General features: G+C 63.9%; 19 protein-coding genes and 3 rRNA genes. 1 reads left to right on the top strand and 21 read right to left on the bottom strand.

Features of this window, described 5'->3' with window-relative positions; genetic code table 11:
* Positions 1 to 44 precede the first annotated feature (44 nt).
* The 4 genes from rrf to murA all read right to left on the bottom strand — a co-directional run bounded on the left by rrf (position 45) and on the right by murA (position 6,794).
* Positions 45 to 157, bottom strand: a 5S ribosomal RNA gene (gene rrf / locus AC0KTM_RS04890).
* A gap of 90 nt (positions 158 to 247) precedes the next feature.
* Positions 248 to 3,356 (bottom strand): 23S ribosomal RNA (locus AC0KTM_RS04885).
* 283 nt (positions 3,357 to 3,639) lie between these two features.
* Positions 3,640 to 5,171: ribosomal RNA gene (locus AC0KTM_RS04880) — 16S ribosomal RNA — on the bottom strand.
* The 16S, 23S and 5S rRNA genes sit together here, the layout of an rRNA operon.
* Before the next feature lie 369 nt (positions 5,172 to 5,540).
* The gene (gene murA, locus AC0KTM_RS04875) at positions 5,541 to 6,794 is read right to left on the bottom strand and encodes a UDP-N-acetylglucosamine 1-carboxyvinyltransferase (RefSeq protein WP_225326704.1); all 1,254 of its coding nucleotides are present in this window, start codon (positions 6,792 to 6,794) and stop codon (positions 5,541 to 5,543) included.
* 252 nt (positions 6,795 to 7,046) lie between these two features.
* Here murA and AC0KTM_RS04870 point away from each other — a divergent pair, with 252 nt between their 5' ends.
* Positions 7,047 to 7,631, top strand: coding sequence for a cob(I)yrinic acid a,c-diamide adenosyltransferase (locus AC0KTM_RS04870; RefSeq protein WP_225326705.1), 585 nt, complete (start codon positions 7,047 to 7,049; stop codon positions 7,629 to 7,631).
* 30 nt (positions 7,632 to 7,661) lie between these two features.
* Here AC0KTM_RS04870 and AC0KTM_RS04865 read toward each other — a convergent pair whose 3' ends face one another.
* From AC0KTM_RS04865 to thrB, 17 genes are all read right to left on the bottom strand, one after another.
* Complete coding sequence (locus tag AC0KTM_RS04865) at positions 7,662 to 8,105, bottom strand: DUF2550 domain-containing protein (RefSeq protein WP_225326706.1); 444 nt, start codon at positions 8,103 to 8,105, stop codon at positions 7,662 to 7,664.
* A 6-nt stretch (positions 8,106 to 8,111) separates the two neighbouring features.
* Entirely contained in the window at positions 8,112 to 8,477 is a 366-nt protein-coding gene (locus AC0KTM_RS04860) for a F0F1 ATP synthase subunit epsilon (protein WP_238958053.1), read from the bottom strand.
* Between the two features lie 50 nt (positions 8,478 to 8,527).
* Positions 8,528 to 9,988 (bottom strand): F0F1 ATP synthase subunit beta, encoded by a 1,461-nt coding sequence (gene atpD, locus AC0KTM_RS04855; RefSeq protein ID WP_225326708.1) that lies wholly within the window; start codon positions 9,986 to 9,988, stop codon positions 8,528 to 8,530.
* Between the two features lie 28 nt (positions 9,989 to 10,016).
* Complete coding sequence (locus AC0KTM_RS04850; protein ID WP_225326709.1) at positions 10,017 to 10,931, bottom strand: F0F1 ATP synthase subunit gamma; 915 nt, start codon at positions 10,929 to 10,931, stop codon at positions 10,017 to 10,019.
* A gap of 6 nt (positions 10,932 to 10,937) precedes the next feature.
* The gene (gene atpA / locus AC0KTM_RS04845; RefSeq protein ID WP_225326710.1) at positions 10,938 to 12,590 is read right to left on the bottom strand and encodes a F0F1 ATP synthase subunit alpha; all 1,653 of its coding nucleotides are present in this window, start codon (positions 12,588 to 12,590) and stop codon (positions 10,938 to 10,940) included.
* Positions 12,591 to 12,657: 67 nt separating this feature from the next.
* Positions 12,658 to 13,998, bottom strand: a complete 1,341-nt coding sequence (locus tag AC0KTM_RS04840) for a F0F1 ATP synthase subunit B/delta (protein WP_225326711.1) — start codon at positions 13,996 to 13,998, stop codon at positions 12,658 to 12,660.
* Positions 13,999 to 14,004: 6 nt separating this feature from the next.
* The gene (locus AC0KTM_RS04835) at positions 14,005 to 14,538 is read right to left on the bottom strand and encodes a F0F1 ATP synthase subunit B (protein ID WP_225326712.1); all 534 of its coding nucleotides are present in this window, start codon (positions 14,536 to 14,538) and stop codon (positions 14,005 to 14,007) included.
* Between the two features lie 9 nt (positions 14,539 to 14,547).
* Complete coding sequence (locus AC0KTM_RS04830) at positions 14,548 to 14,796, bottom strand: F0F1 ATP synthase subunit C (RefSeq protein ID WP_024636915.1); 249 nt, start codon at positions 14,794 to 14,796, stop codon at positions 14,548 to 14,550.
* Positions 14,797 to 14,880: 84 nt separating this feature from the next.
* Positions 14,881 to 15,639: a F0F1 ATP synthase subunit A gene (gene atpB, locus AC0KTM_RS04825; protein WP_238958055.1), complete on the bottom strand. Its 759-nt coding sequence runs from the start codon at positions 15,637 to 15,639 to the stop codon at positions 14,881 to 14,883.
* Positions 15,632 to 16,120 (bottom strand): ATP synthase subunit I, encoded by a 489-nt coding sequence (locus tag AC0KTM_RS04820; RefSeq protein ID WP_238958056.1) that lies wholly within the window; start codon positions 16,118 to 16,120, stop codon positions 15,632 to 15,634. Before AC0KTM_RS04820 ends, atpB begins: the two co-directional genes overlap by 8 nt.
* 216 nt (positions 16,121 to 16,336) lie before the next feature.
* Positions 16,337 to 17,530 (bottom strand): glycosyltransferase family 4 protein, encoded by a 1,194-nt coding sequence (rfe, locus tag AC0KTM_RS04815; protein ID WP_225326715.1) that lies wholly within the window; start codon positions 17,528 to 17,530, stop codon positions 16,337 to 16,339.
* 44 nt (positions 17,531 to 17,574) lie between these two features.
* Complete coding sequence (locus AC0KTM_RS04810; protein WP_225326716.1) at positions 17,575 to 18,234, bottom strand: L-threonylcarbamoyladenylate synthase; 660 nt, start codon at positions 18,232 to 18,234, stop codon at positions 17,575 to 17,577.
* Positions 18,231 to 19,148, bottom strand: a complete 918-nt coding sequence (gene prmC, locus AC0KTM_RS04805) for a peptide chain release factor N(5)-glutamine methyltransferase (RefSeq protein WP_472417377.1) — start codon at positions 19,146 to 19,148, stop codon at positions 18,231 to 18,233. The genes AC0KTM_RS04810 and prmC overlap by 4 nt, the downstream gene beginning before the upstream one ends.
* A 34-nt stretch (positions 19,149 to 19,182) precedes the next feature.
* Entirely contained in the window at positions 19,183 to 20,256 is a 1,074-nt protein-coding gene (prfA, locus tag AC0KTM_RS04800) for a peptide chain release factor 1 (RefSeq protein WP_225326718.1), read from the bottom strand.
* Between the two features lie 99 nt (positions 20,257 to 20,355).
* Positions 20,356 to 20,586 carry a 50S ribosomal protein L31 gene (rpmE, locus tag AC0KTM_RS04795; protein ID WP_225326719.1) on the bottom strand — a complete coding sequence of 77 codons (231 nt, stop codon included), beginning with the start codon at positions 20,584 to 20,586 and terminating at the stop codon, positions 20,356 to 20,358.
* A gap of 182 nt (positions 20,587 to 20,768) precedes the next feature.
* On the bottom strand, positions 20,769 to 22,640 hold the full coding sequence (gene rho / locus AC0KTM_RS04790; RefSeq protein WP_472415081.1) for a transcription termination factor Rho: 1,872 nt from the start codon (positions 22,638 to 22,640) through the stop codon (positions 20,769 to 20,771).
* A gap of 266 nt (positions 22,641 to 22,906) precedes the next feature.
* Entirely contained in the window at positions 22,907 to 23,854 is a 948-nt protein-coding gene (thrB, locus tag AC0KTM_RS04785) for a homoserine kinase (RefSeq protein WP_425326385.1), read from the bottom strand.
* Positions 23,855 to 23,863 lie beyond the last annotated feature (9 nt).

Below are 23,863 nucleotides of genomic sequence, written 5' to 3'. Positions count from 1 at the left end.
GCAAATGCAAAAACACCCCCGTTGCCGGGGGTGTTTTTGTGTATGTTCGGCGGTGTCCTACTTTTCCACCCGTAGGGGCAGTATCATCGGCGCTGACAGGCTTAGCTTCCGGGTTCGGAATGGGACCGGGCGTTTCCCTGTCGCTGTGGCCGCCGTAACTCTATTTAAATTTGTTTGGTGGAGGGGTGCGGTGTCGAAGCTTTCCGCAGCAAATTGCCGCGGAAATGGACTGTGGTTGCGATTGTGTGTTGGTAAGTTTTCGGCCGGTTAGTGCCAGTTCCCTGCACTCATTACTGAGCTTCCAGGTCTGGCCTATCGAACCCGTAGTCTGCGGGGGGCCTTATCCCTCTAAAAGGGTGAGAAACCTGATCTTGGAGAAGGTTTCCCGCTTAGATGCTTTCAGCGGTTATCCTGTCCGAACGTGGCTATCCAGCCGTGCTCCTGGTGGAACAACTGGTATACCAGAGGTTCGTCCGTCCCGGTCCTCTCGTACTAGGGACAGGTTTCCTCAAGTTTCTGACGCGCGCGGCGGATAGAGACCGAACTGTCTCACGACGTTCTAAACCCAGCTCGCGTGCCGCTTTAATGGGCGAACAGCCCAACCCTTGGGACCTGCTCCAGCCCCAGGATGCGACGAGCCGACATCGAGGTGCCAAACCATCCCGTCGATATGGACTCTTGGGGAAGATCAGCCTGTTATCCCCGGGGTACCTTTTATCCGTTGAGCGACACCCCTTCCACTCGGGGGTGCCGGATCACTAGTCCCGACTTTCGTCCCTGCTTGACTTGTAAGTCTCGCAGTCAAGCTCCCTTGTGCACTTACACTCGTCACCTGATTGCCGTCCAGGTTGAGGGAACCTTTGGGCGCCTCCGTTACATTTTAGGAGGCAACCGCCCCAGTTAAACTACCCGCCAGGCACTGTCCGTGAACCCGATAAGGGTTCGACGTTAGGTGTCCAATACGATCAGAGTGGTATTTCAACAACGACTCCATACAAACTGGCGTCTGTATTTCACAGTCTCCCACCTATCCTACACAAACCGTACCGAACACCAATACCAAGTTGTAGTGAAGGTCCCGGGGTCTTTTCGTCCTGCCGCGCGTAACGAGCATCTTTACTCGTAGTGCAATTTCGCCGAGTCTATGGTTGAGACAGTTGGGAAGTCGTTACGCCATTCGTGCAGGTCGGAACTTACCCGACAAGGAATTTCGCTACCTTAGGATGGTTATAGTTACCACCGCCGTTTACTGGGGCTTAAATTCTCCGCTTCACCTTACGGTTAACGGGTCCTCTTAACCTTCCAGCACCGGGCAGGCGTCAGTCCGTATACATCGTCTTGCGACTTCGCACGGACCTGTGTTTTTAGTAAACAGTCGCTACCCACTGGTTTCTGCGGCCGAATCCCGCTCCCACCGCAAGGGTGTTCACGGTATTCCGGCCCCCCTTCTCCCGAAGTTACGGGGGCATTTTGCCGAGTTCCTTAACCATAGTTATCTCGTACGCCTTGGTATTCTCTACCTGACCACCTGTGTTGGTTTGGGGTACGGGCCGTGTATGTGCTCGCTAGAGGCTTTTCTTGGCAGCAGAGGATCACCGAATTCACCTCAATCGGCTATGCATCACCTCTCAGGATTAATGAGCGACGGATTTGCCTATCGCTCTCCCTACAGGCTTGCCCCAGTATTACCACTGACTGGTACGGCTACCTTCCTGCGTCACCCCATTGCTTGACTACTACCAGCGAAGGTCCCACGCAGCCCCGAAACTCCATGCCCCCGAAGGGGAATGGTCGATCCGGTTTTGGGTGGTTAGTACCGCTGATTCATCAGGGACGCCCATACACGGGTACGGGAATATCAACCCGTTGTCCATCGACTACGCCTGTCGGCCTCGCCTTAGGTCCCGACTCACCCTGGGCGGACTGGCCTGGCCCAGGAACCCTTGGTCTTACGGCGGGCAAGGTTCTCACTTGCCTTATCGCTACTCATGCCTGCATTCTCACTCCCCCATCCTCCACCACCGGTCACCCGGAGGCTTCGCTGAATGAGGGACGCTCCCCTACCCACATCCACCGTACGGTGAATGTGCCGCGGCTTCGGCGGTGTGCTTGAGCCCCGCTACATTATCGGCGCACAATCACTTGACCAGTGAGCTATTACGCACTCTTTCAAGGGTGGCTGCTTCTAAGCCAACCTCCTGGTTGTCTCTGCGACTGCACATCCTTTTCCACTTAGCACACGCTTAGGGGCCTTAGCCGGCGATCTGGGCTGTTTCCCTTTCGACGTACGGAGCTTATCCCCCGCCGTCTCACTGCCACGCTTTACACCACGGCATTCGGAGTTTGGCTGACGTCAGTAACCTAGTAGGGCCCATCGGCCATCCAGTAGCTCTACCTCCGTGGTGAACCACGTAACGCTGCACCTAAATGCATTTCGGGGAGAACCAGCTATCACGGAGTTTGATTGGCCTTTCACCCCTACCCACAGCTCATCCCCTCAGTCTTCAACCTAAGTGGGTTCGGGCCTCCACGCGGTCTTACCCGCGCTTCACCCTGGCCATGGGTAGATCACTCCGCTTCGGGTCCAGAACACGCCACTACACCCCAAAGGGGATGCGCCCTATTCAGACTCGCTTTCGCTGCGGCTACCCCGCACGGGTTAACCTCGCGACGTGTCCCTGACTCGCAGGCTCATTCTTCAAAAGGCACGCCATCACCCCACAAGGAGGCTCTGACGGATTGTAGGCACACGGTTTCAGGTACTATTTCACTCCCCTCCCGGGGTACTTTTCACCATTCCCTCACGGTACTAATCCGCTATCGGTCATCGAGAAGTATTTAGGCTTACCGGGTGGTCCCGGCAGATTCACAGCAGATTCCACGGGCCCGCTGCTACTCGGGAATTGATACAAGGTAGGTGACGGGTTTTCGCGTACCGGGCTCTCACCGTCTACGGCAGACCATCCCAGGCCACTTCCGCTAACCACGACACTTTCTGACTACCCCTCAGCCAGGTAGAGCTGAGATGTATCCTCCCACAACCCCGCACACACAACCCCTACCCGGTATCACATGCGTGCGGTTTAGCCTGTTCCGCGTTCGCTCGCCACTACTTACGGAATCACAATTGTTTTCTTCTCCTACGGGTACTGAGATGTTTCACTTCCCCGCGTTCCCTCCCGCACCCTATATATTCAGATGCGGGTAACACGACATCACTCGTGCTGGGTTTCCCCATTCGGAAATCCTCGGATCAATGCTCGGTTGGCAGCTCCCCGAGGCATATCGCAGCCTCCTACGTCCTTCATCGGCTCTCGATGCCAAGGCATCCACCATGCGCCCTTAAACACTTACTTACACACAAAAACCAAAAAAGAAATTACACATTTTGATAAACGCATCAGCCACAAAGGACTATGCGCTCATCTAGATGCTCGCAACCACTATCCAATACTCAAACACCACACCCCACCACCAAGATGGAGGGACTCCACACGGATCGACCGAGTGTTGTCTCAGGGCCCAATAGTGTGTCTGGCAATCATTTGCTGTTGTGCACCCGGCTCCCATCCACTACAGACGAGAACCCCTCACGGCTCGCACCCCACCAATTGGAGTGCTTTTCGTGGTGCTCCTTAGAAAGGAGGTGATCCAGCCGCACCTTCCGGTACGGCTACCTTGTTACGACTTCGTCCCAATCGCCGATCCCACCTTCGACAGCTCCCTCCCAAAGGGTTAGGCCACTGGCTTCGGGTGTTACCGACTTTCATGACGTGACGGGCGGTGTGTACAAGGCCCGGGAACGTATTCACCGCAGCGTTGCTGATCTGCGATTACTAGCGACTCCGACTTCATGGGGTCGAGTTGCAGACCCCAATCCGAACTGAGACCGGCTTTAAAAGGATTCGCTTAACCTTGCGGCATCGCAGCCCTTTGTACCGGCCATTGTAGCATGTGTGAAGCCCTGGACATAAGGGGCATGATGACTTGACGTCATCCCCACCTTCCTCCGAGTTGACCCCGGCAGTCTCTCACGAGTCCCCGGCATTACCCGCTGGCAACATGAGACAAGGGTTGCGCTCGTTGCGGGACTTAACCCAACATCTCACGACACGAGCTGACGACAGCCATGCACCACCTGCACACAGGCCACAAGGGAACGCCTATCTCTAGACGCGTCCTGTGCATGTCAAACCCAGGTAAGGTTCTTCGCGTTGCATCGAATTAATCCACATGCTCCGCCGCTTGTGCGGGCCCCCGTCAATTCCTTTGAGTTTTAGCCTTGCGGCCGTACTCCCCAGGCGGGGTACTTAATGCGTTAGCTACGGCACGGATCCCAAGGAAGGAAACCCACACCTAGTACCCACCGTTTACGGCGTGGACTACCAGGGTATCTAATCCTGTTCGCTCCCCACGCTTTCGCTCCTCAGCGTCAGTTACTGCCCAGAGACCCGCCTTCGCCACCGGTGTTCCTCCTGATATCTGCGCATTCCACCGCTACACCAGGAATTCCAGTCTCCCCTGCAGTACTCTAGTCTGCCCGTATCGCCCGCACGCTCACAGTTAAGCCGTGAGATTTCACGAACAACGCGACAAACCACCTACGAGCTCTTTACGCCCAGTAATTCCGGACAACGCTCGCACCCTACGTATTACCGCGGCTGCTGGCACGTAGTTGGCCGGTGCTTCTTCTCCACCTACCGTCAATCCGAGAAAACCCGAACCTTCGTCGATGGTGAAAGAGGTTTACAACCCGAAGGCCGTCATCCCCCACGCGGCGTCGCTGCATCAGGCTTGCGCCCATTGTGCAATATTCCCCACTGCTGCCTCCCGTAGGAGTCTGGGCCGTATCTCAGTCCCAGTGTGGCCGGACACCCTCTCAGGCCGGCTACCCGTCGTCGCCTTGGTAGGCCGTCACCCCACCAACAAGCTGATAGGCCGCGGGCCCATCCCACACCGCAAAAGCTTTCCACCAAAAGACATGCGTCTAAAGGTCCTATCCGGTATTAGACCCAGTTTCCCAGGCTTATCCCGAAGTGCAGGGCAGATTGCCCACGTGTTACTCACCCGTTCGCCACTCGAGTACCCCCGAAGGGGCCTTTCCGTTCGACTTGCATGTGTTAAGCACGCCGCCAGCGTTCGTCCTGAGCCAGGATCAAACTCTCCAAACAAAAACTCCTCGATGAACGAGGCGAATTCACAATCAGAGAAAATCTGACCTAACAAAAAGACACCAAAAACTGGCATCAAAAATTGCCATACCCACACACGGGGGGTGTTAGGTATGGCCAAAAAACAACAACAAATAAAAAGACCAAACACACTATTGAGTTCTCAAACAACACTTGTTTCGCCCGTTTTGGGGCAACCCTGCCAGCTTAATACAAGTCCGGCAGTGGAGTCAACTCCCAGTTTTTGGTCTTCCAGAGACCGTGTCGGGAGCAGCCGTGCCAGGCTAGTACCAATCCAGCGAGGGAGTCAAGGCCCCGCTCTCGTCCACCTTCGCGTTGGTGATCGCGCTTGTGGGGCACTGACTTTGGTTACTCTACCCGCTCGATCTCCGCTCCCAAAATCGCCAGGTTTTCCACGAACAACGGGTAGCCGCGATCGATGTGAAAGACGTCGTGGACCTCGGTGTCGCCGTCGGCGACAAGCCCCGCCAACACCAGGCCGGCGCCGGCCCGAATGTCCGAACACCACACCGGCGCGCTCGACAATTGCGGCAGTCCGCGCACGACGGCGTGGTGCCCGTCGGTGCGGGCGTCGGCGCCCAGCCGAATCATTTCCTCGACGAAACGAAAGCGCGCCTCGAATACGTTCTCGGTGATCATCGACGTGCCGTCGGCGACCGAGGCCAGCGCGATCGCCATGGGCTGCAGGTCGGTGGGAAACCCGGGAAAAGGCAGCGTCGCCACGTTGACCGCCTTCGGCCGCTCGTACTGGGTCACCCGGAAGCTGCTTTCCGTTTGGGTGACCGTGGCGCCGGCGTCGTGCAGCTTGTGCAGCACCACCTGCAGGTGCCCCGGGTCGACGCCGGTGACCGAGATATCTCCGCGGGTCATCGCGGCGGCGATGCCCCACGTGGCGGCGACGATGCGATCCCCGATGACGCGATGTTCGGTGGGGTGTAGCCGCGGGACGCCGGTGATGGTCATGGTCGGCGAACCGGCGCCTTCGACCTGGGCGCCCATCTGGTTCAGCATCGTGCACAGATCGACGACGTCGGGTTCGCGCGCAGCATTGTGGATGGTGGTGACGCCTTCGGCCACGACCGCGGCCATCAGGATGTTCTCGGTGGCCCCCACCGACGGAAATTCCAACTGAATCTCCGCGCCGCGCAACGTATCAGCCTGCGCCACCACGCATCCGTGCTCGATGTTGCATTGCGCGCCCAACTGGCGCAGGCCGGCCTGGTGCATGTCCAGCGGCCGCGAGCCGATCGCGTCTCCGCCGGGGAGTGCGACGCGGGCGCGCTTGCACCGACCGACCAATGGCCCCAGCACGCACACCGAAGCCCGGAACTGTCGCACCGCGGCGAAGTCGGCATCGTATTTCGGCTCGTCGGGCGAGGTGATTCGGGCGACGTCGCCGTCGAGTTCGACGGTTGCGCCGAGGCCGCGCAGGACCTCCGCCATCAGCGGCACATCGAGGATGTCGGGGCAATTGGTGATGGTGCTGGTGCCCTCGGCCAACAACGTCGCGGCCATGAGCTTGAGCACACTGTTCTTTGCGCCCCCGACCGCGACTTCGCCTGACAACCGGTTGCCGCCGGTCACCACGAATCGCTCAGCCATCCGCGTCAGTCTAGTGAAGCGGTATCGGCTTGTCAGTCGGCCAGCTTGGTGACGATGCGCTCCGCGCAGCGGAGTGCGGAGGAGCCAAGCCATCGGGGCCACGTGGTGACGATGCGCTCCGCGCAGCGGAGTGCGGAGGAGCCAAGCCATCGGGGCCACGTGGCGACGATGCGCACCGCGCAGCGGAGTGCGGAGCAGCGAGCACTCGAGGCAAGTCCCGGCCCCTTTACGCGCCGCAGTACCGTTTTGCTCATGGCAGTGCACCTGACTCGCATCTACACCCGGACCGGCGACGACGGCACCACGGGATTGAGCGACTTCTCGCGGGTCCCCAAAACCGACCCCCGCCTCGTGGCCTACGCCGACTGCGACGAGGCGAACTCGGCGATCGGCGTCGCCGTCGCCATCGGTCAGCCCGGCGACGAGCTCAGCGCCGTATTGCGCCAGATCCAGAATGACCTCTTCGACGCCGGCGCGGATCTGTCCACCCCGGTGGTCGAAAACCCCGAGTATCCGGCGCTGCGGGTCACCCAGCCCTACATCGACCGGCTCGAAAAGTGGTGTGACACATATAACGAGTCGTTGCCGAAGCTGAATTCCTTTGTGTTGCCTGGGGGTTCGCCGTTGTCGGCGTTGCTGCATGTCGCCCGCACCGTGGTGCGTCGGGCCGAGCGCTCGGCGTGGGCGGCGGTCGATGCGGCGCCGCAACAGGTCAACGTCCTGCCCGCGAAGTACCTGAACCGCCTGTCGGATCTGCTGTTCATCCTGTCGCGAGTGGCCAACCCAGACGGCGATGTGCTCTGGAAGCCGGGCGGCGGGAAGGATGCTCCGAGCTAGCCGAAACGGCAACACGTTTGGTGATGCGGCCTAGATGCTGCGCCGGCGCGAACGCGGCGACGGACGCGACTCCAGCCAGGACAGGAACGCGGTCAACGCGCCCTTGTCGAACGCGATCTCGTAGCCGGACCGGCGGTCCTGGGTGGTATCGCGCAGCTCGATGACGACGATCTCGTCGGTCATGATGTCGAACTCGTCGCCGCGCGGCGCGCGCCTGGCCACGATCTCCACGCCCCGCCGGCTCAACCGTCGGTCCGGCCACAATCGCAGACTGGAAAGCCGGTAGAACGCGGCTTCGCCGCCGCGGTAACGGATTACCCCGTGTCGCCACCCGTGACCACCCACCGCGGGGATGTCTCGCATGATCCCGGCGGTGCCGCCCTGACGCAGCTTCCACAGCCGATAACTCAGCGCGACAACGGCGGCCGCCAGCACGACGACGAGCACGACCATGGCGGTCATGGGCGCGCTCATCGGCGGTTAGTCGATCGCGCCGACGGCGCGCAATCGGGCGCGCCCCCTGGCGGCAATACGCGGATCGTCCGACTCAGAAGCCTCTCTGGCCGCGTGCTCGTCGATTTCCGACTCGAACTCGGCGGATTCCGCGAGGATGGTCACCGCCTCCTCGGTGACCGACAGGAATCCGCCGTCCACCGCGATCCGTAGATCGTCGTCGCCCTCTCGTTCGACGCGCACCATTGCGTCGTTGACCAATTGCGCCACCAATGGGATGTGCCGGGGCATGATGCCGATCTCACCGACGGTGGTGCGGGTGAACAGGAAGGTTGCCTCACCCGACCAGATCTTTCGGTCAACGGCGACGATCTCAACGTTCAATTCGGCCATGCCACAGACCCCTTCGATAGCTTGCGGGCCGGTTTCGGCCCGGCTGCAAGTTAGAGCTTGGCGCCAAGGCTCTCTGCTTTCTTGGCCAAGTCGTCCAGGCCACCGATCAAGAAGAAGGCCTGCTCGGGCACGTGGTCGAACTCGCCCTTGGTCACGCGGTCGAACGCCTCGATGGTCTCCTTCAGCGGTACCGTCGAACCCGGCTGACCGGTGAACTGCTCGGCCGCCATCATGTTCTGCGACAGGAACCGCTCGATGCGCCGTGCGCGCTGCACGAGCTGCTTGTCCTCTTCGGACAGCTCGTCGATACCGAGGATCGCGATGATGTCCTGAAGGTCCTTGTACCGCTGCAGGATTCGGATGACTTCCTGCGCCACGCGGTAGTGCTCGTCACCGACGACACTCGGGTCGAGGATCGTCGAGCTCGAGGCCAGCGGGTCCACCGCGGGGAAGATGCCCTTGGAGAACACCGAACGCGACAGCTCGGTGGTGGCGTCCAGGTGCGCGAAGGTCGTCGCCGGCGCCGGGTCGGTGTAGTCGTCGGCGGGCACGTAGACCGCCTGCATCGACGTGATCGACCGGCCACGGGTCGAGGTGATGCGCTCCTGCAGCTCACCCATCTCGTCGGCCAGCGTGGGCTGGTAACCGACCGCCGACGGCATACGACCGAGCAGCGTCGACACCTCCGAACCGGCCTGAGTGAACCGGAAGATGTTGTCGATGAACAACAACACGTCCTGGCCGGCCTCGTCACGGAACCACTCGGCCATGGTCAGCGCGGAGAGCGCCACCCGCATACGAGTGCCGGGCGGCTCGTCCATCTGACCGAACACCAGCGCGGTGTCCTTGAGCACGTTGGCTTCTTGCAGCTCGACCCAGAGGTCGTTGCCCTCACGGGTGCGCTCCCCCACCCCGGCGAACACTGACGTACCACCGAAGTTACGGGCAATACGGTTGATCATCTCCTGGATGAGCACGGTCTTGCCCACGCCCGCACCACCGAACAGCGCGATCTTGCCACCACGCACATACGGGGTGAGCAGGTCGACGACCTTCAGACCCGTTTCGAGCATCTCGGTGCGCGGCTCGAGCTCTTCGAACGGCGGCGGCTTGCGGTGAATCGACCAGTGCTCGAAGTCTTCTCCGTAGCCCGGCTTGTCCAGGCAGTGCCCCAGGGCGTTGAACACGTGGCCCTTGACCTCCTGGCCGACGGGCACCGAGATGGAACGACCGGTGTCGGTCACCTCGACCCCACGCACCAGGCCGTCGGTGGGCTGCAGCGAGATGGTGCGCACCAGGTTGTCCCCGAGGTGCTGGGCGACCTCGAGCGTGAGCGTCTTCGCCAGTTCCTCGAACGTGATCTCCGCGTTCAGCGCGTTGAACAGTTCCGGCACGGACCCCCGCGGGAACTCGACGTCGACGACCGGCCCGGTGACCCGTACCACCCGGCCGCTGGTGTCGCTCTTGGCCGACTTCGTGGACTTCTCGTCGGTTGCTGTCGTAGCAGGCATATTTTCTTTCGCTTCCTAGTGGTGCTACCTAGCGGGCGTCGGCGAGCGCGTTTGCGCCACCGACGATTTCGCTAATCTCCTGGGTGATCTGGGCCTGCCGCTCGCGGTTCGCCATCAGCGTCAGGGCCTTGATGAGGTCGTCTGCGTTGTCGGTGGCCGACTTCATCGCGCGCTGGCGCGACGCCAGCTCCGATGCCGCCGATTCGAGCAGCGCCTCGTAAACGCGGGTGGTCAAGTACCGCGGCAGCAGCGACTCGAAAAGCGTTGTCGCGTCCGGCTCGAACGAATACAACGTCCGCACTTCGGGCTGTTCCTCGACGTATTCGACCACCATGGGGGCGATCCGGTGGGCGACCGCCGCCTGCGACAACATCGACTTGAACTCGCTGTAGACGATGTGCAACTCGTCGACACCCTCGGCGTCAGACTGACCGTCGTCCTCGTCGCCGGTGCCCAGCATGAATGCTTCGACCAACGTCTCGGCGATCTCGGCGGCGTTCTCGTACTGCGGTTGCTCGGAAAAACCGGTCCAGGACCCTTTGATGTCCCAGTTGCGGAACGTGTAGTAATTCAGCGCTTTACGGCCGACGGCGTACAGCACCGGCGTCTTGCCCTGTTCCCGCAGCAAGGAGAAGAGCTCCTCGGCCCGGCGGAAGATGCTCGCGTTGTAGGCACCGCACAGACCCCGGTCAGAAGTCACCACCAGCACGCCCGCACGCTTCGGCTCGGACCGCTCGACGAGCAACGGGTGGTCCAGCGCGGCCTCGGCGGCCAGCGTGGTGAGCATCGCGGTGATCTGAAAGGCGTACGGCCTGGCGGAGTCCAGCCGAGCCTGCGCCCGACCGATCCGCGATGTCGCGATCAACTCCTGGGCCTTGGTGATCTTTTTGATCGACCCGGCCGAGCGGATGCGTCCGCGTAATTCACGAAGTGTGGCAGCCATAGGTTGCTACTTCTTTGCCTTCTTGGGTGCAGGCTTCTTGACCTTCACCGATTCCTTTTCCAGCTCGCCCTCATCGAGCGCCTCGACGTGCTCGTCGGGCACCACCGATCCCCCACCGGTGGCAGCGAAGCCCTTCTTGAAGTTGTTGATCACCTTCTCGAGTTCTTCGGCCGCCTCGTCGGAGAGCTTCTGGGTGTCGCGGATCCCCGACAGGATCTTCTCTTCGGAGGCCCGCATGTGGTCCAGCAGTTCGGTTTCGAAGCGCCGGACGTCCTCCACCGGCACCGAGTCCAGGTGACCACCGGTGCCGAGGAAGATCGAAATCACTTGCTCCTCAACGGGCATGGGCTGGTACTGCGGCTGCTTGAGCAGCTCCACCAGCCGTGCACCGCGGTCGAGCTGAGCCTTCGACGTCGCGTCGAGGTCGGAGGCGAAGGCGGCGAACGATTCCAGTTCGCGGAATTGCGACAGGTCCAAACGCAGCGAACCCGCCACCTCCTTCATCGCCTTGATCTGCGCGGCACCGCCCACGCGGGACACCGAGACACCGACGTTGATGGCCGGCCGCACACCCTGGTTGAACAGGTCGGACTCGAGGAAGCACTGCCCGTCGGTGATCGAGATGACGTTGGTGGGGATGTAGGCCGAGATGTCGTTGGCCTTGGTCTCGATGATCGGCAGGCCGGTCAACGAGCCGCCACCGAGCTCGTCGGAAAGCTTGGCGCAACGCTCCAAAAGCCTTGAGTGCAGGTAGAACACGTCACCCGGGTAGGCCTCGCGGCCGGGCGGGCGGCGCAGCAGCAGCGAGATCGCGCGGTAGGCCTCGGCCTGCTTGCTCAGGTCGTCGAAGACGATCAGCACGTGCTTGCCGTCGTACATCCAGTGCTGGGCGATCGCCGAACCGGTGTAGGGCGCAAGCCATTTGAACCCGGCGGAGTCCGACGCCGGCGCCGCGACGATGGTGGTGTAGTCCATCGCGCCGCCCTCTTCGAGCGCGCGCCGCACCGAGGCGATCGTGGTGCCCTTCTGGCCGATGGCCACATACACGCAGCGCACCTGCTTTTGCTCGTCGCCGGTCTCCCAGTTCTGCCGCTGGTTGAGGATGGTGTCGACGCAGACGGCGGTCTTGCCGGTCTTGCGGTCACCGATGATCAGCTGGCGCTGGCCGCGGCCGATCGGCGTCATCGCGTCGATGGCCTTGATCCCGGTCTGCAGCGGCTCTTTCACGCTTTGCCGCTGAACCACCGAGGGCGCCTGGATCTCCAGGGCGCGCCGGATGTCGGTTTCGATGTCGCCCTGGCCGTCGATCGGCTGGCCCAGCGGGTTGACCACACGGCCCAGGAACGCATCGCCGACGGGGACCGAGAGGACCTCGCCGGTGCGCTTGACCTGCTGGCCCTCTGCGATCTTCTCGAAGTCACCCAGGATCACCGCGCCGACGCTGTGCTCGTCGAGGTTGAGCGCCACGCCGAGCACGCCGCCGGGGAACTCGAGCAACTCCTGGGTCATGACGGACGGCAGGCCTTCGACGTGGGCGATGCCGTCACCGGCGTCGACGACGGTACCGACCTCTTCGCGGGCGGTGTCGGAGGTGAAAGAGCCTACGTACTCCTCGACGGCGCTCTGAATGTCATCAGCGGAGATTGTCAACTCGGCCATGGCTTTTCGTCTTCCTACTTGATCTTCGTAACGCTTGTGTCGGAATGGTTTGTGATTGGTCAGGTGGTCAGTCGGGCAACTGCGCCTCGGCCGCGGTCAGACGGGACGCGAGCGTCCCGTCGATCACTTCGTCAGCCACGGAGATGAGCAGTCCGCCCAGCAGTTCGCTGTCGACCTGCAGCTGCACCGCGACCGGATGACCGTAGATGCGACCGAGCACGTCGGTGAGGCGGGTGCGCTGGGCGTCACTCAGTTCGGCTGCCGCGCTGACGTGCGCAACGACTTCGCCGCGACGCGCCACCGCAACCTCGGCGAGGAACTGGACGGCCTCCTCGGCGGGCTGGCCCCTGAGCAACTCGATCGTCTGGGTCAGCAGTGCGGCCACGATCGGCTGGACCCTGGCGCTCGCGCTGTCGAGCACCTTGCGCAGCAGCGCAACTCGGCCTTCCACCGGAACGGCGTAGTCGCCCAGCAGGATGGCCAGTCGCGGTTGCGCGTCCAGGATGCGGGAGAACCGGAACAGCTGTTCCTCGACGTCGTCGACTTTGTCCTCACGTTCGGCAACTTCGAGCAGCGCCTGCCGCGACACGTGCTCGAGGGCGTCGATGAGGTCGGAGTTGGCCGACCAACGCTCCGATACGGCAGCGCGCAGAACGTCGAGGGTCGGGTCGCCGACCTTGCCGGCGAGCAACCGCTCGATCAATCGGGCTCTGGGCGCCCCATCCTCGGCGGGCACGGTGAGATACCGCGTGACAACGATTTCGCGATCCAGCGTCTGGGCCACGGCGACGAGTTCACCGGACAGGGTGGAAAGCCCCTTGTTGTCAAGGTCTTTGGCGAGGGTGCTGAACCGCTCCTGCAGGTTGGTCAGCGCGACGCGGCTCGACGAGCGCATCTTGGTCATCAGCGGATACTGGACCTCGGCCGAGGCGGGCGCCATCGCGTCGAGGTCGTCGAGGAATCGATCCACCGTGGCCGATTGCTGTGCGGCGTCGGCGACGAAGTTACGCACCAGCTCGCCCGCCTGGCGCACCGCTTCGTGACCGAGCTCCAAGCGGAGCTGACGGCTCAGCTGGGTGCGCAGCAGGTCGACCTGGCGGCCGCCCTGCGACTTGATGCGTTCCGCCTCGACGCCGGCCTGGTTCCCCAACTGTTCGGTGATGCGCTTGGAGTCCGACTCCGCCTCTTCGACAACGCGTTTCGACTCGGCCTTGGCGTCCTCCACGGCCTTGCTGTGCGCGGTGGTCGACTCGGTCAACCGATCGCTCGCCGCGGCCGCGTCCTTCAATTGTTGGCGCACCGCGGCTTGCCGCGCGGCCATCAAGCGACGCACCGGCGGCACGACATAACGCACCACCAGGAACACGATGGCCGCAAAGCCCACCAACTGGCCGATGAAAGTCGACATACGTGATTACCGTCCGGATGTCTTGGTTGCGGATGTGGTCGCTGCGGCGGGGGCGACATCGACGCCGAGGATTCGGCTGGCCAACGTCGCCGCCATGGACGCCACGTTGGCACGCAAATCCAGTTCCACGGCGTCCCTTTCCCGCTTCAATTGCTGGGCGGCCAGCTGCAACGTCGAGGACACCTCTTGCTCGGCCCGGGCGCGCGCGTCTTCCAAGACCTTACGGCCCTCGGCGCGCGCGTTGTCGCGCAACGACGACGCCTGCACTCGGGCTTCGGTCATGGCTTCTTCGTAATCGGCCTGGGCGGCTTCGAACTGCTCGGCCGCCTTCTTGGTGTCGGCGGCCGTCTTGGCGACCATGGCGTCGCGCTCGCGCAACACCTTCATGACCGGCGGCACGACGAACGTGCCGATGACGGCCAGCACGATCAGGAAGATGGCCAGCACGAAGAAGAAGGTGCCGTTGGGAACGAGGAAGTTGTTGCCTCCCTCTGCCACCACCTGGCTGGACGCCAGAACGCTCAGGCTCGCGTCACCCATCACAGCGAACTAGGTGCCGACGGGCGTGGCGAAGACGAACAGCGCCATGAAGGCCAGGTTGATGAAGTAGGCCGCCTCAACCAGACCGACGGTGATGAAGAACGGCGTAAACAGCCGGCCTTGCGCCTCGGGCTGCCGGGCGATCCCGGAAACCAGCGCGTTGCCGGCGATACCGTCACCGATACCGGCACCGATCGCGCCGCCGCCCATGATGAGTCCACCGCCGATGAGTGCAGCGGCAGCGACTTGGGGGTCCAGAGCCATTCTTATCCTCCTTGATATCTGGTAGGGGTCTACCAGGCCTCTGTAATGGTGCGTGGGACAAAACAATTCATGCTGGCTTTAGTCATGGTGATCCTCGATCTCCATGGCTTGACTGAAGTACAAGATGGTCAGAATCGAGAAGATGAAGGCCTGGATCGCCCCGACGAACAGGTCGAAGGCTTTCCAGATCGCGTTGGGCGCCCACATGATGTACGGCGGGAACAGCGCGATCAGCGCGACCAGGATGCCGCCGGCGAAGATGTTGCCGAAAAGTCGGAGTGACAACGAGATTGGCTTGGCCAACTCCTCGACGACGTTGATCGGCGCCAGGAACGCCACGTGGCCTTTGAGCACGGCGAGCGGGTGTCCGACGACGCCGCGGCGCCAGATGCCGGCCACGTGGTAACAGACAAAGACGAAAAGGGCCAGCGCCAGAACGTAATTGATGTCCGCCGCCGCCGACTTCAGCAACTCGGTGGTGTGCCCGGCGGCGTCGGTGTATTGCAGCGGGAGCACCGACAGCCAGTTGGAGATCAGGATGAACACAAAGATGGTGACCGCGAGCGGCAACACGAACGGCGCGATGCGCATGCCCACCGCGGCCTCGATCTGATCGCGCATCTGGACCGTGATGGCCTCCCAGAACAACTGCACGCCGCTCGGGACGCCGGTCGAGGTGATCTTCGCCCGTAGGAAGAAGGCCAGCGCGAGCACGATCAGCGCGGCGATCCCCGTCGACAGGATGGTGTCGGTGTTGACGGTCATGCCGAGCCAGGTGGCGTGGCTGTGTTCGCCGACCTCGATCGCGCCTTCGGCCAGGAACGTCGTCTCAGGCATCGGTGGTGTTCCTTCCTTCCGTACCTTCCGTTCCTGCGTTGCTTCCGGCACCGTCCGCGGATTCCGCCCAGTCGCCGGCGCGCAGCTTCTTCCACACCGGCAGCGCCGTCGATGCCACCAAGAGGATCTGGAACAGCGCCAGCCCGAACACCACGCCCAGGCCGGCAGGCCGGAAGACGTAGGCAATGATCAGCCCGACGATGGTGATGATGGCCAGCCGTGACGCCGAGTTGACGGCCAACGACCTTTTCAGCGGGTGGTCCTTCGCGGTGATCGACTCAACGGAGCGGCGCACCAGTACCGCGTTGAGCAAACCCAGCAGCAGCCCGATCCCGAAGAAGACGCCGACCATCAAGTGCCCGGACAATCCGGCGGCGAGCACCGCCACCGCCGTGATGGCAATGCTGATCGCGAAGAGCCGAACCGGACGGAAAGCAACAGAGGGAAACACCAACGGCGCGTCCTGCGCTGGTGTCGTCACTGCAGCACCTCAATCCCAGGTTGGTGATACGGGAACCCCTCGACCGACTGATCGGTGGCCCGCCGAGCGTATCGCACGTCACAGTTGAATCACCCAAGGGGTATCTCCCGAGGCCGGTCTTGAACCAGCCCGATCGGATTAGCCTCCGAGGGGCCGGTTGCCTGTGCGGCTTTTTGGGGTTCTACCTGGACCGTACCACACAATAGGCCCCTACTACTACTCCTCGTCGTAGTACTCGTCGCGCCGGCGCAAAAGCGGGATCGCCGTGGCGACACCGGCGACCACGATGGCGCCCAGCATGACCGCGGCGGTGTCGCGGGGACGGAAAAAGATCGTGCTCGCCGCGCCGAACGCGACGATGCCGACCCACAGATAGATCAGCAACACCACGCGGCGGTGCGAATGGCCGATCTGCAGCAACCGGTGATGCAGGTGCATCTTGTCGGGGCTGAACGCGCTGCGGCCCGCGCGGGTGCGACGCACGATCGCCAGCAGCAGATCGAGCATCGGCACGAAGATCACCGCCGCCACCAGCAGGAAGGGTGACAGCAGGGCAAACACGTCGCGGGCGCCGTAGGCGTTCTGCGAAACGGGGCCGGCCGCCGTCGTGGACGCGGCGGCGAGCATCAGGCCGATCAGCATCGAGCCGGAGTCGCCCATGAAGATCTTGGCGCGATGAAAGTTGTGTGGGAGAAAGCCCAGACACGCCCCGGCGAGCACCACCGAGATCACCGCCGGCGGATAGAACAGGACGTCGCCGCCGTGGTCGCGGAGCAGCCCGACCGAGAACATGCAGATCGCCAACGCGGTGATGAGGCCCAGCCCGGCGGCCAGCCCGTCGAGCCCGTCGACGAAGTTCATCGCGTTGACCACCGATACGGTCAGCGCCAGTGTCAGCAGGATCGACGAGGCCTGGTCGAGCACGATGGTGCCGACCCCGCCCATGGGGATGTACAGGACGCTCCAGGCCACGCCCATGGTGACCAGCACGCTGGCCGCGGTGATCTGGCCGGCGAACTTGGTCAGGGCATCCAGACCCCAACGGTCGTCGATCAGCCCGATCCCCAGGATGACCGCGCCGGCCACCAGGACCGCGGGCATGCCGGTGGAGTAAACGAACCCGCGGGTGAGCGCCGGAAGCTGGGAGGCCAGGAACACGGCGGTGACGACGCCGAGGAACATCGCCAGCCCGCCCATGCGCGGGGTGGGCGTCACATGAACGTCGCGTTCCCGCGGATAGGCGACGGCGCCCAGCCGGGTCGCCAGCACGCGGACCGGTCCGGTGGCGAAATAGGTGATGATCGCCGCGGTCAATCCCACCAGCGCCAGCTCGCGCAGCGGAACACCGGCGCCGCGATCAGAAAGGGCGAGCAAACCACCGGCAAGGTTGGTCACATCGCTGGACACCAACGAGACCGTAGTGCACCAACCTGGGAGCTCGACAACCGCTCCAGTCAGGCCTGGGCGGTCAGGGTTTCCGGATCGATGCCGAGCACCTCGGCGATGCGCTCGGCACTCACCGGGCCCGGCCGCAGGATGCGCGGCGCGGCGCCGGTCAGGTCCACGATCGTGGAGGCGGCGCCCTGCTCGGACGGGCCCGCTTCCAGGTATACGTCGACGAGATCGCCGAGTTGACTGCGCGCCTCGCCGGCGTCCACGGCGGCCGAACGGCCCGAGATGTTGGCACTGGACACCGCCAGCGGCCCCACCTCACGCAGGAGCTCGATGGCGACCGGGTGCAGCGGCATCCGCAGCATCACGGTGCCGCGGGCGTCGCCGAGATCCCACTGCAACGACGGCGCCTGGGTCACGACCAGGCTGAGTGCGCCCGGCCAGAACGCGCGGATCAGATCGCGGGCGCCGTCCGGCATGGTGTAGACGAGTCCCTCGATGGTGTGCCAGGAGCCGACCAACACGCCCACCGGCATGTCACGGCCCCGCCCCTTTGCCGAGAGCAGCGCCGAGACCGCGGCGCTGTTGAAGGCGTCGGCGCCGATCCCGTACACGGTGTCGGTCGGCATGACCACGAGTCGCCCGCCCTTGAGAGCTCCCGCCGCCGCGGCGATTCCGAGTGCGCGCTGTTCGGGATCGGCGCAGTCAAAAACGTCTGTCATCGGCGCCACTCCTCCTCATCGCTGCGCTCTGCATCGTCGCGACGCGCGTCATCGGCGCCACTCGTCCCAACGGCCGACTTCTTGCGGGCCGTCACGAAGCGTGGCCGGCCGGTCAGATCATGCCGCGCCCGGACGTCCTCGAAAAGCCCCGTGCGCTCGAACAATTCCACCGTCTCCCGCGAGGTGGTGTCGTCATGCTCGACGCCGATCAGCCCTCCGGCGCGCAGCCAGCGGCCGGCGAGGCCGACGATCGGAGCGATCACCGCCAGACCGTCCGGCCCGCCGAACACCGCTTGGTGGGGATCATGCTGGGCGACTTCAGGATCCAGCACGGCGCCGTCGGGAACATAGGGCGGGTTGGCCACGACCAAGTCGACCTGACCGTCCAGTTCCGGGAGCACGCCGGGCTCGGTGATGTCGGCCCGCACGACCTCGATCGCGGTGCCCTCGGTGTTGCGGCGCGCGTACTCGAGAGCGGCGTCGGAGACATCGATGGCGATGATGCGCGCCCCCGGCCGGTGGTGGGCCAGCGCCACCGCCAAGGCGCCGGACCCGGTGCACAGGTCGACGATCACCGGCCGTGGCGTCAGTTGTTGCGCGCCAGCCCATTCCAGCAGCGCCTCGGTTTCGGGTCGGGGTATGAATACGCCAGGGCCGACGCGCAGCAGCACCGGCCCGAACGCCGCCGTCCCCAGCAGATGCTGCAGCGGCACACGTCGCGACCGGGCGGCCACGGCGTCGCGGTACCGCCCGAAAAAGTTCTCGCCGGGCGATTCCAGCACGGCCAGGCGACCGCGGTCGACGCCCGCCAGGTGCGCGGCCAGCTGCTCGGCATCCCAACGCGCAGAATCGATTCCCGCGTCGGCGAGGATGGCCGCCGCATCGTCGATCGCGCGCCGCAGACTGAGCTGAATCATCCTCAGCGCTTCCCTCTGCATCGCGGGGACGTCATGCTTGTTGCAGCCGGCTTTGCTTGTCGGCCGCGGCCAGGGCGTCGAACAACGCGTCCAAGTCGCCGTCGAGCACTTGATCGAGATTGTGTGACTTGAAGTTGATGCGGTGGTCGGCGATCCGGTTCTCCGGGAAGTTGTAGGTGCGGATGCGCTCGCTGCGGTCCACCGTGCGGATCTGGCTGGCCCGGTCCGCCGACGCATCGGCCAGCGCCTGCTCTTCGGCCAATGACTGCAGGCGAGCCGCCAGCACCTGCAGCGCCCGCGCCTTGTTCTGTAACTGGGAGCGCTCGTTCTGACAGGTCACCACGATTCCGGTGGGCAGATGCGTGATTCGCACCGCGGAGTCGGTCGTGTTGACACCCTGGCCGCCCTTCCCCGAAGAGCGATAGACATCGATGCGCAGGTCCGACTCGTCGATCTGCACCTCGCCGACTTCTTCGGGTTCGGGGTACACGAGCACACCCGCCGCCGAAGTATGAACGCGGCCTTGGGATTCCGTCACCGGGACGCGTTGCACGCGGTGCACCCCGCCCTCGAACTTCATCCGCGACCAGACCCCGTCCGCCGAATCACCCTTGCTGGCGATGGACAGCGTCGCGTCCTTGTAACCGCCGAGGTCCGAGGTGGTTTCGTCGAGCACGGTGACGGTCCAGCCGTGCCGCTCGGCGTAGCGAATGTACATCCGGGCCAGGTCGGCGGCGAACAGCGCCGACTCTTCACCACCCTCCCCGGATTTGACCTCGAGCACGATGTCGTCGGCGTCGTGCGGGTCGCGCGGGGCCAACATGTCGGTGAGCGCAGTGTCCAACTCGGCCACCCGGGATTCCAGGTCGGCCGCCTCGGCGGCGAACGAATCGTCGTCGGCGGCCAGCTCGCGTGCGGCCTCGAGGTCCTCGCGGGCGGCCATCAGCTTGCGGTAGGTGCCGACGATCGGGGCCAGCCGCGCGAACCGGCGTCCGGCCTTGCGGGCCTCGTCGGGGTTGCTGTGCAGTTCGGGGTCGGCCAGCCGTTGCTCGAGGTCGGCGTGCTCGGCCAGCAGCACGTCAATGGTCTGTACCGGCTTCGTCATGCCACACCTCCTGCCTCGCTGTCGCCCGTCACTGCCGCAAACGCAAACCGACGCCCGGCCTGTGCGACTGCACGCACAGTTCGGGCGTCGGAAACCGAGCTATTTGTCGGCAGCAGCTCCGGTGCTGCGCTTTCCGTAGCGCTTCTCGAAGCGCGCGACCCGGCCACCGCTGTCCAGAATCTTCTGCTTGCCGGTGTAGAAGGGGTGGCACTGCGAGCAGACCTCGACGGTGATGTGACCGCCCTCTTTGGTGCTGCGGGTCTGGAACGTGTTACCGCACCCGCAGAGCACCGTGGTCTCCGCGTAAGCGGGGTGAATGTCAGCTTTCATGGTGTCCTCTTCGATCGTTTGTCGCCCGCCCCCGTCCAGGAATCAGACGGTCGGGCGTGAACTCCGAACCTCATGCGGTTGGCGGATAATCGAGCCCCGATTATGCCAGGTCAACCGCCATCATCCCAAACAGCGAGCCGCGCCCGCGCATTCCCGGGTGCGCTCAGGTCTCTCCGACCGGGCTAGTCGTTGTCCATCCCAGGCGTCGTCTTGGACACCTGAACCAGGAACTCGTAGTTGGTCTTCGTCTTGCGCAGCTGCGACATCAACAGGTCGATGGCCTGGTGGGAATCCAGGCCCGACAGCACACGGCGCAGCTTGTGCACGATGCCGAACTCGTCCGGCGACAGCAGCAGTTCGTCCTTGCGGGTACCGGAGGGGTTCACGTCGACCGCCGGGAAGACCCGCCGTTCGGAGATCTTGCGGTCCAGCTTGAGCTCGGCGTTACCGGTGCCCTTGAACTCCTCGAAGATGACCGTGTCACCGGTGGACCCGGTCTCGACCATCGCGGTGGCGATTATGGTCAGCGAGCCGCCCCCCTCGATGTTGCGCGCGGCCCCCAGGAAGCGCTTGGGCGGGTACAGCGCGGTGGAGTCGACACCACCGGACAGGATGCGGCCCGACGCCGGCGACGCGTTGTTGTAGGCGCGCCCGAGGCGGGTGATCGAGTCCAGCAGCACGACGACGTCCTTGCCCTGCTCGACGAGCCGCTTGGCCCGCTCGATGGCCAGCTCCGCGGCCTGGGTGTGATCGGACGGCGGCCGGTCAAAGGTCGAGGAGATGACCTCACCCTTGACCGAACGCTGCATGTCGGTGACCTCCTCGGGCCGCTCGTCGACGAGCACGACCATGAGGTGGCATTCCGGGTTGTTCCTGGTGATCGCGTTCGCGATGTCCTGCAGGATCGTCGTCTTACCCGCCTTGGGCGGCGACACGATCAGCGCACGCTGGCCCTTCCCGATCGGCATGATCAGGTCGATGACCCGAGTGGTCAGCCGGTCGGGCGTGGTTTCCAGACGAAGCCGCTGGTTGGGGTACAGCGGCGTCAGCTTGGAGAAATCGGGCCGCTTCTTGGCGTCCTCGACCGAGCCACCGTTGACGCTGTCCAGGCGCACCAGCGGGTTGAACTTCTGGCGCTGGTTGGGCTGCTCGCCTTCCTTCGGCACGCGCACCGCGCCGGTGACGGCGTCACCGCGGCGCAGGCCGTTCTTGCGCACCATGTTCATCGACACGTAGACGTCATGCGGACCGGCCAGGTAACCGGACGTCCGCACGAAGGCGTAATTGTCGAGGACGTCAAGAATGCCGGCTACGGGCTGAACGACGTCGTCGTCGCGCAGTTCGGCATCGCCGCCCTCGCCGGATCGCTCGCCCCGGCGCCGGCGGTCGCGGAAGCGGCGTCCCCGCCGGCCCCCACGTCCTTCGCCGTCGTCGTCCTGCTGGTTCGACCCACCGCGCCCCTGCTGGCCGCCGGAGTTCTGTTGATCCTCGTTGCCGCCGCCCTGGCCGCGGTCTTCGCTCTGGGTGTCTTTGTCTTGCTTGCCTTGCTCGCGGCCGTCGGTCTCGCCGGTGGCGCCGCCCTCTCGGCTGGCGGTGCGCTCGCGATCGGCGTCGTCGTTGCCGCGGGCGGCCGATCCGGCGTCGCGGGACGCGCCGCGTCGTTCGCGGCGGGGCGCCTCGGTGGTGGCACCGTTCTGGCTTTCCTTGGCCGGCGGTGCTTCAGCGCCGCTGTCGTCCTTGTTGTCTTTGGCGTCGTTGACTTTGATGTCCGACTTACCGCTGTCCTCAGCGGACTTCGTGCCGTTGGCGGGAGCGCCGTTGGCCCGTCCCCTGACTTCCTTGATCGCGGCGATCAGTTCGTTCTTACGCATGCCCGACGTCCCCTTGACGCCGACCTGGTTGGCCAGCGCGCGTAGCTCGGGCAGCACCATGGTGGACAAGGCACCGGCCGGAGCGTTCGTCTTCGCGTCGGGAGTGTCGGTGGTGGTCACGGCATTAGACAGTTGATTGGCGTCAGTGTTTTCGCCAGCCGTGAACAGGTCCGTATCAGTCACGGAGTTCCTTTCTTCCCCCGCTGATCACGTCATAGGGGGGTTCGTTGCATTCAGCCAAATTGCCGAGTGCGCCCAATCATCGACTCTGCAACGGTGATCGCCTGGATCGGCGGAGTAAACGGCGAACCTCGTCCACGAGAAGAATTGGTGTTGTCCTAGCGGCAAGGCAGTATGGATGCAGATGCAGATGCTGCGATTGCTGGACGGCTCCGAGGATAGCCCCCATCCCTGCTGGAAGCAAGCAAACCCTCCGGCCACGCTGTTGATCAACCCGCGACGGCGACTCCCGGACTCCAGCGAACTCGTTCGCCGGCGGCCATCTTGAAGAGGGCAAATCCGTTGGTGGCGCCGTACTGCACCACCTCCGAGGGCAACTCCGCCGCCGTGGTCATCGCGATGAGCGATGGACCAGCCCCGGATAGCGTCGCTGCCACGTCATAACGCCGCAACAGACGCAAATATTCCGCCGAGGCGGGCATGGCCGGCGCGCGCTGCGGCTGGTGGAGCACATCCTCGGTGGCCGCCATGAGCAAGTCGGGGCGTTCGGTGAGTGCGACCACCAGCAACGCGGTGCGGCTGACGTTGAAGCGTGCCTCGTCATGGCTGACCTGCGCCGGCAGCAGCACGCGGGTCTCCGCGGTCAGGGAGCGGTCCTCGGGAACGGCGCAGTACAGGTGGATTTCGGGGTGCAGCCGCAGCGGCACCGCCGCGTACCGAGGGTGATCACCGCTGCGGTCAACCCACGACACGATTGCCCCGCCCAGCACAGCGGCCGCCGCGTTGTCGGGATGACCCTCGAATTCCGAGGACAGCTGAATCAGCTGAGTATCGTCGAGCGGGTCCCAATCCGTCTGCGCGACAAGGCCATTCGCGGCCGCAAGGCCGCCGACCACCGCCGCCGCGGACGAGCCCAGGCCGCGGGAGTGCGGGATGGCGTTGCGGCAGCGCACCGCGAGGCCGGGAGCGCGGACCCCGACGGCTTGCAGGCCGCGCTCGAGAGCGCGCACCACCAGATGGTCGGGACCCGCCGGTAGCTGGCCGGCGCCTTCACCCTCGACCGTAACCGACAAGCCGGAAGGTGTTGTCTCCACGGTGATTTCGTCGCAGAGACTCAAGGCCAGACCGATGCTGTCAAAGCCCGGGCCGAGGTTAGCGCTGGACGCCGAAACCACGGCGGTGGCCACCAGCCCGGCGGGCAGCGTCGAGGTCACCAACAGCCCTTC

The organism is Mycobacterium sp. NTMscope_Eco_3 (assembly GCF_976985685.1).
This window is presented reverse-complemented; position numbering and strand designations above follow the sequence as displayed.

Coding starts and splice junctions, on each gene's coding strand:
- murA (WP_225326704.1), bottom strand. CDS start 6,794: ATGGCTGAGCGATTCGTGGTGACCGGCGGCAACCGGTTGTCAGGCGAA.
- AC0KTM_RS04870 (WP_225326705.1), top strand. CDS start 7,047: ATGGCAGTGCACCTGACTCGCATCTACACCCGGACCGGCGACGACGGC.
- AC0KTM_RS04865 (WP_225326706.1), bottom strand. CDS start 8,105: ATGAGCGCGCCCATGACCGCCATGGTCGTGCTCGTCGTCGTGCTGGCG.
- AC0KTM_RS04860 (WP_238958053.1), bottom strand. CDS start 8,477: ATGGCCGAATTGAACGTTGAGATCGTCGCCGTTGACCGAAAGATCTGG.
- atpD (WP_225326708.1), bottom strand. CDS start 9,988: ATGCCTGCTACGACAGCAACCGACGAGAAGTCCACGAAGTCGGCCAAG.
- AC0KTM_RS04850 (WP_225326709.1), bottom strand. CDS start 10,931: ATGGCTGCCACACTTCGTGAATTACGCGGACGCATCCGCTCGGCCGGG.
- atpA (WP_225326710.1), bottom strand. CDS start 12,590: ATGGCCGAGTTGACAATCTCCGCTGATGACATTCAGAGCGCCGTCGAG.
- AC0KTM_RS04840 (WP_225326711.1), bottom strand. CDS start 13,998: ATGTCGACTTTCATCGGCCAGTTGGTGGGCTTTGCGGCCATCGTGTTC.
- AC0KTM_RS04835 (WP_225326712.1), bottom strand. CDS start 14,538: ATGGGTGACGCGAGCCTGAGCGTTCTGGCGTCCAGCCAGGTGGTGGCA.
- atpB (WP_238958055.1), bottom strand. CDS start 15,639: ATGCCTGAGACGACGTTCCTGGCCGAAGGCGCGATCGAGGTCGGCGAA.
- AC0KTM_RS04810 (WP_225326716.1), bottom strand. CDS start 18,234: ATGACAGACGTTTTTGACTGCGCCGATCCCGAACAGCGCGCACTCGGA.
- prfA (WP_225326718.1), bottom strand. CDS start 20,256: ATGACGAAGCCGGTACAGACCATTGACGTGCTGCTGGCCGAGCACGCC.
- rpmE (WP_225326719.1), bottom strand. CDS start 20,586: ATGAAAGCTGACATTCACCCCGCTTACGCGGAGACCACGGTGCTCTGC.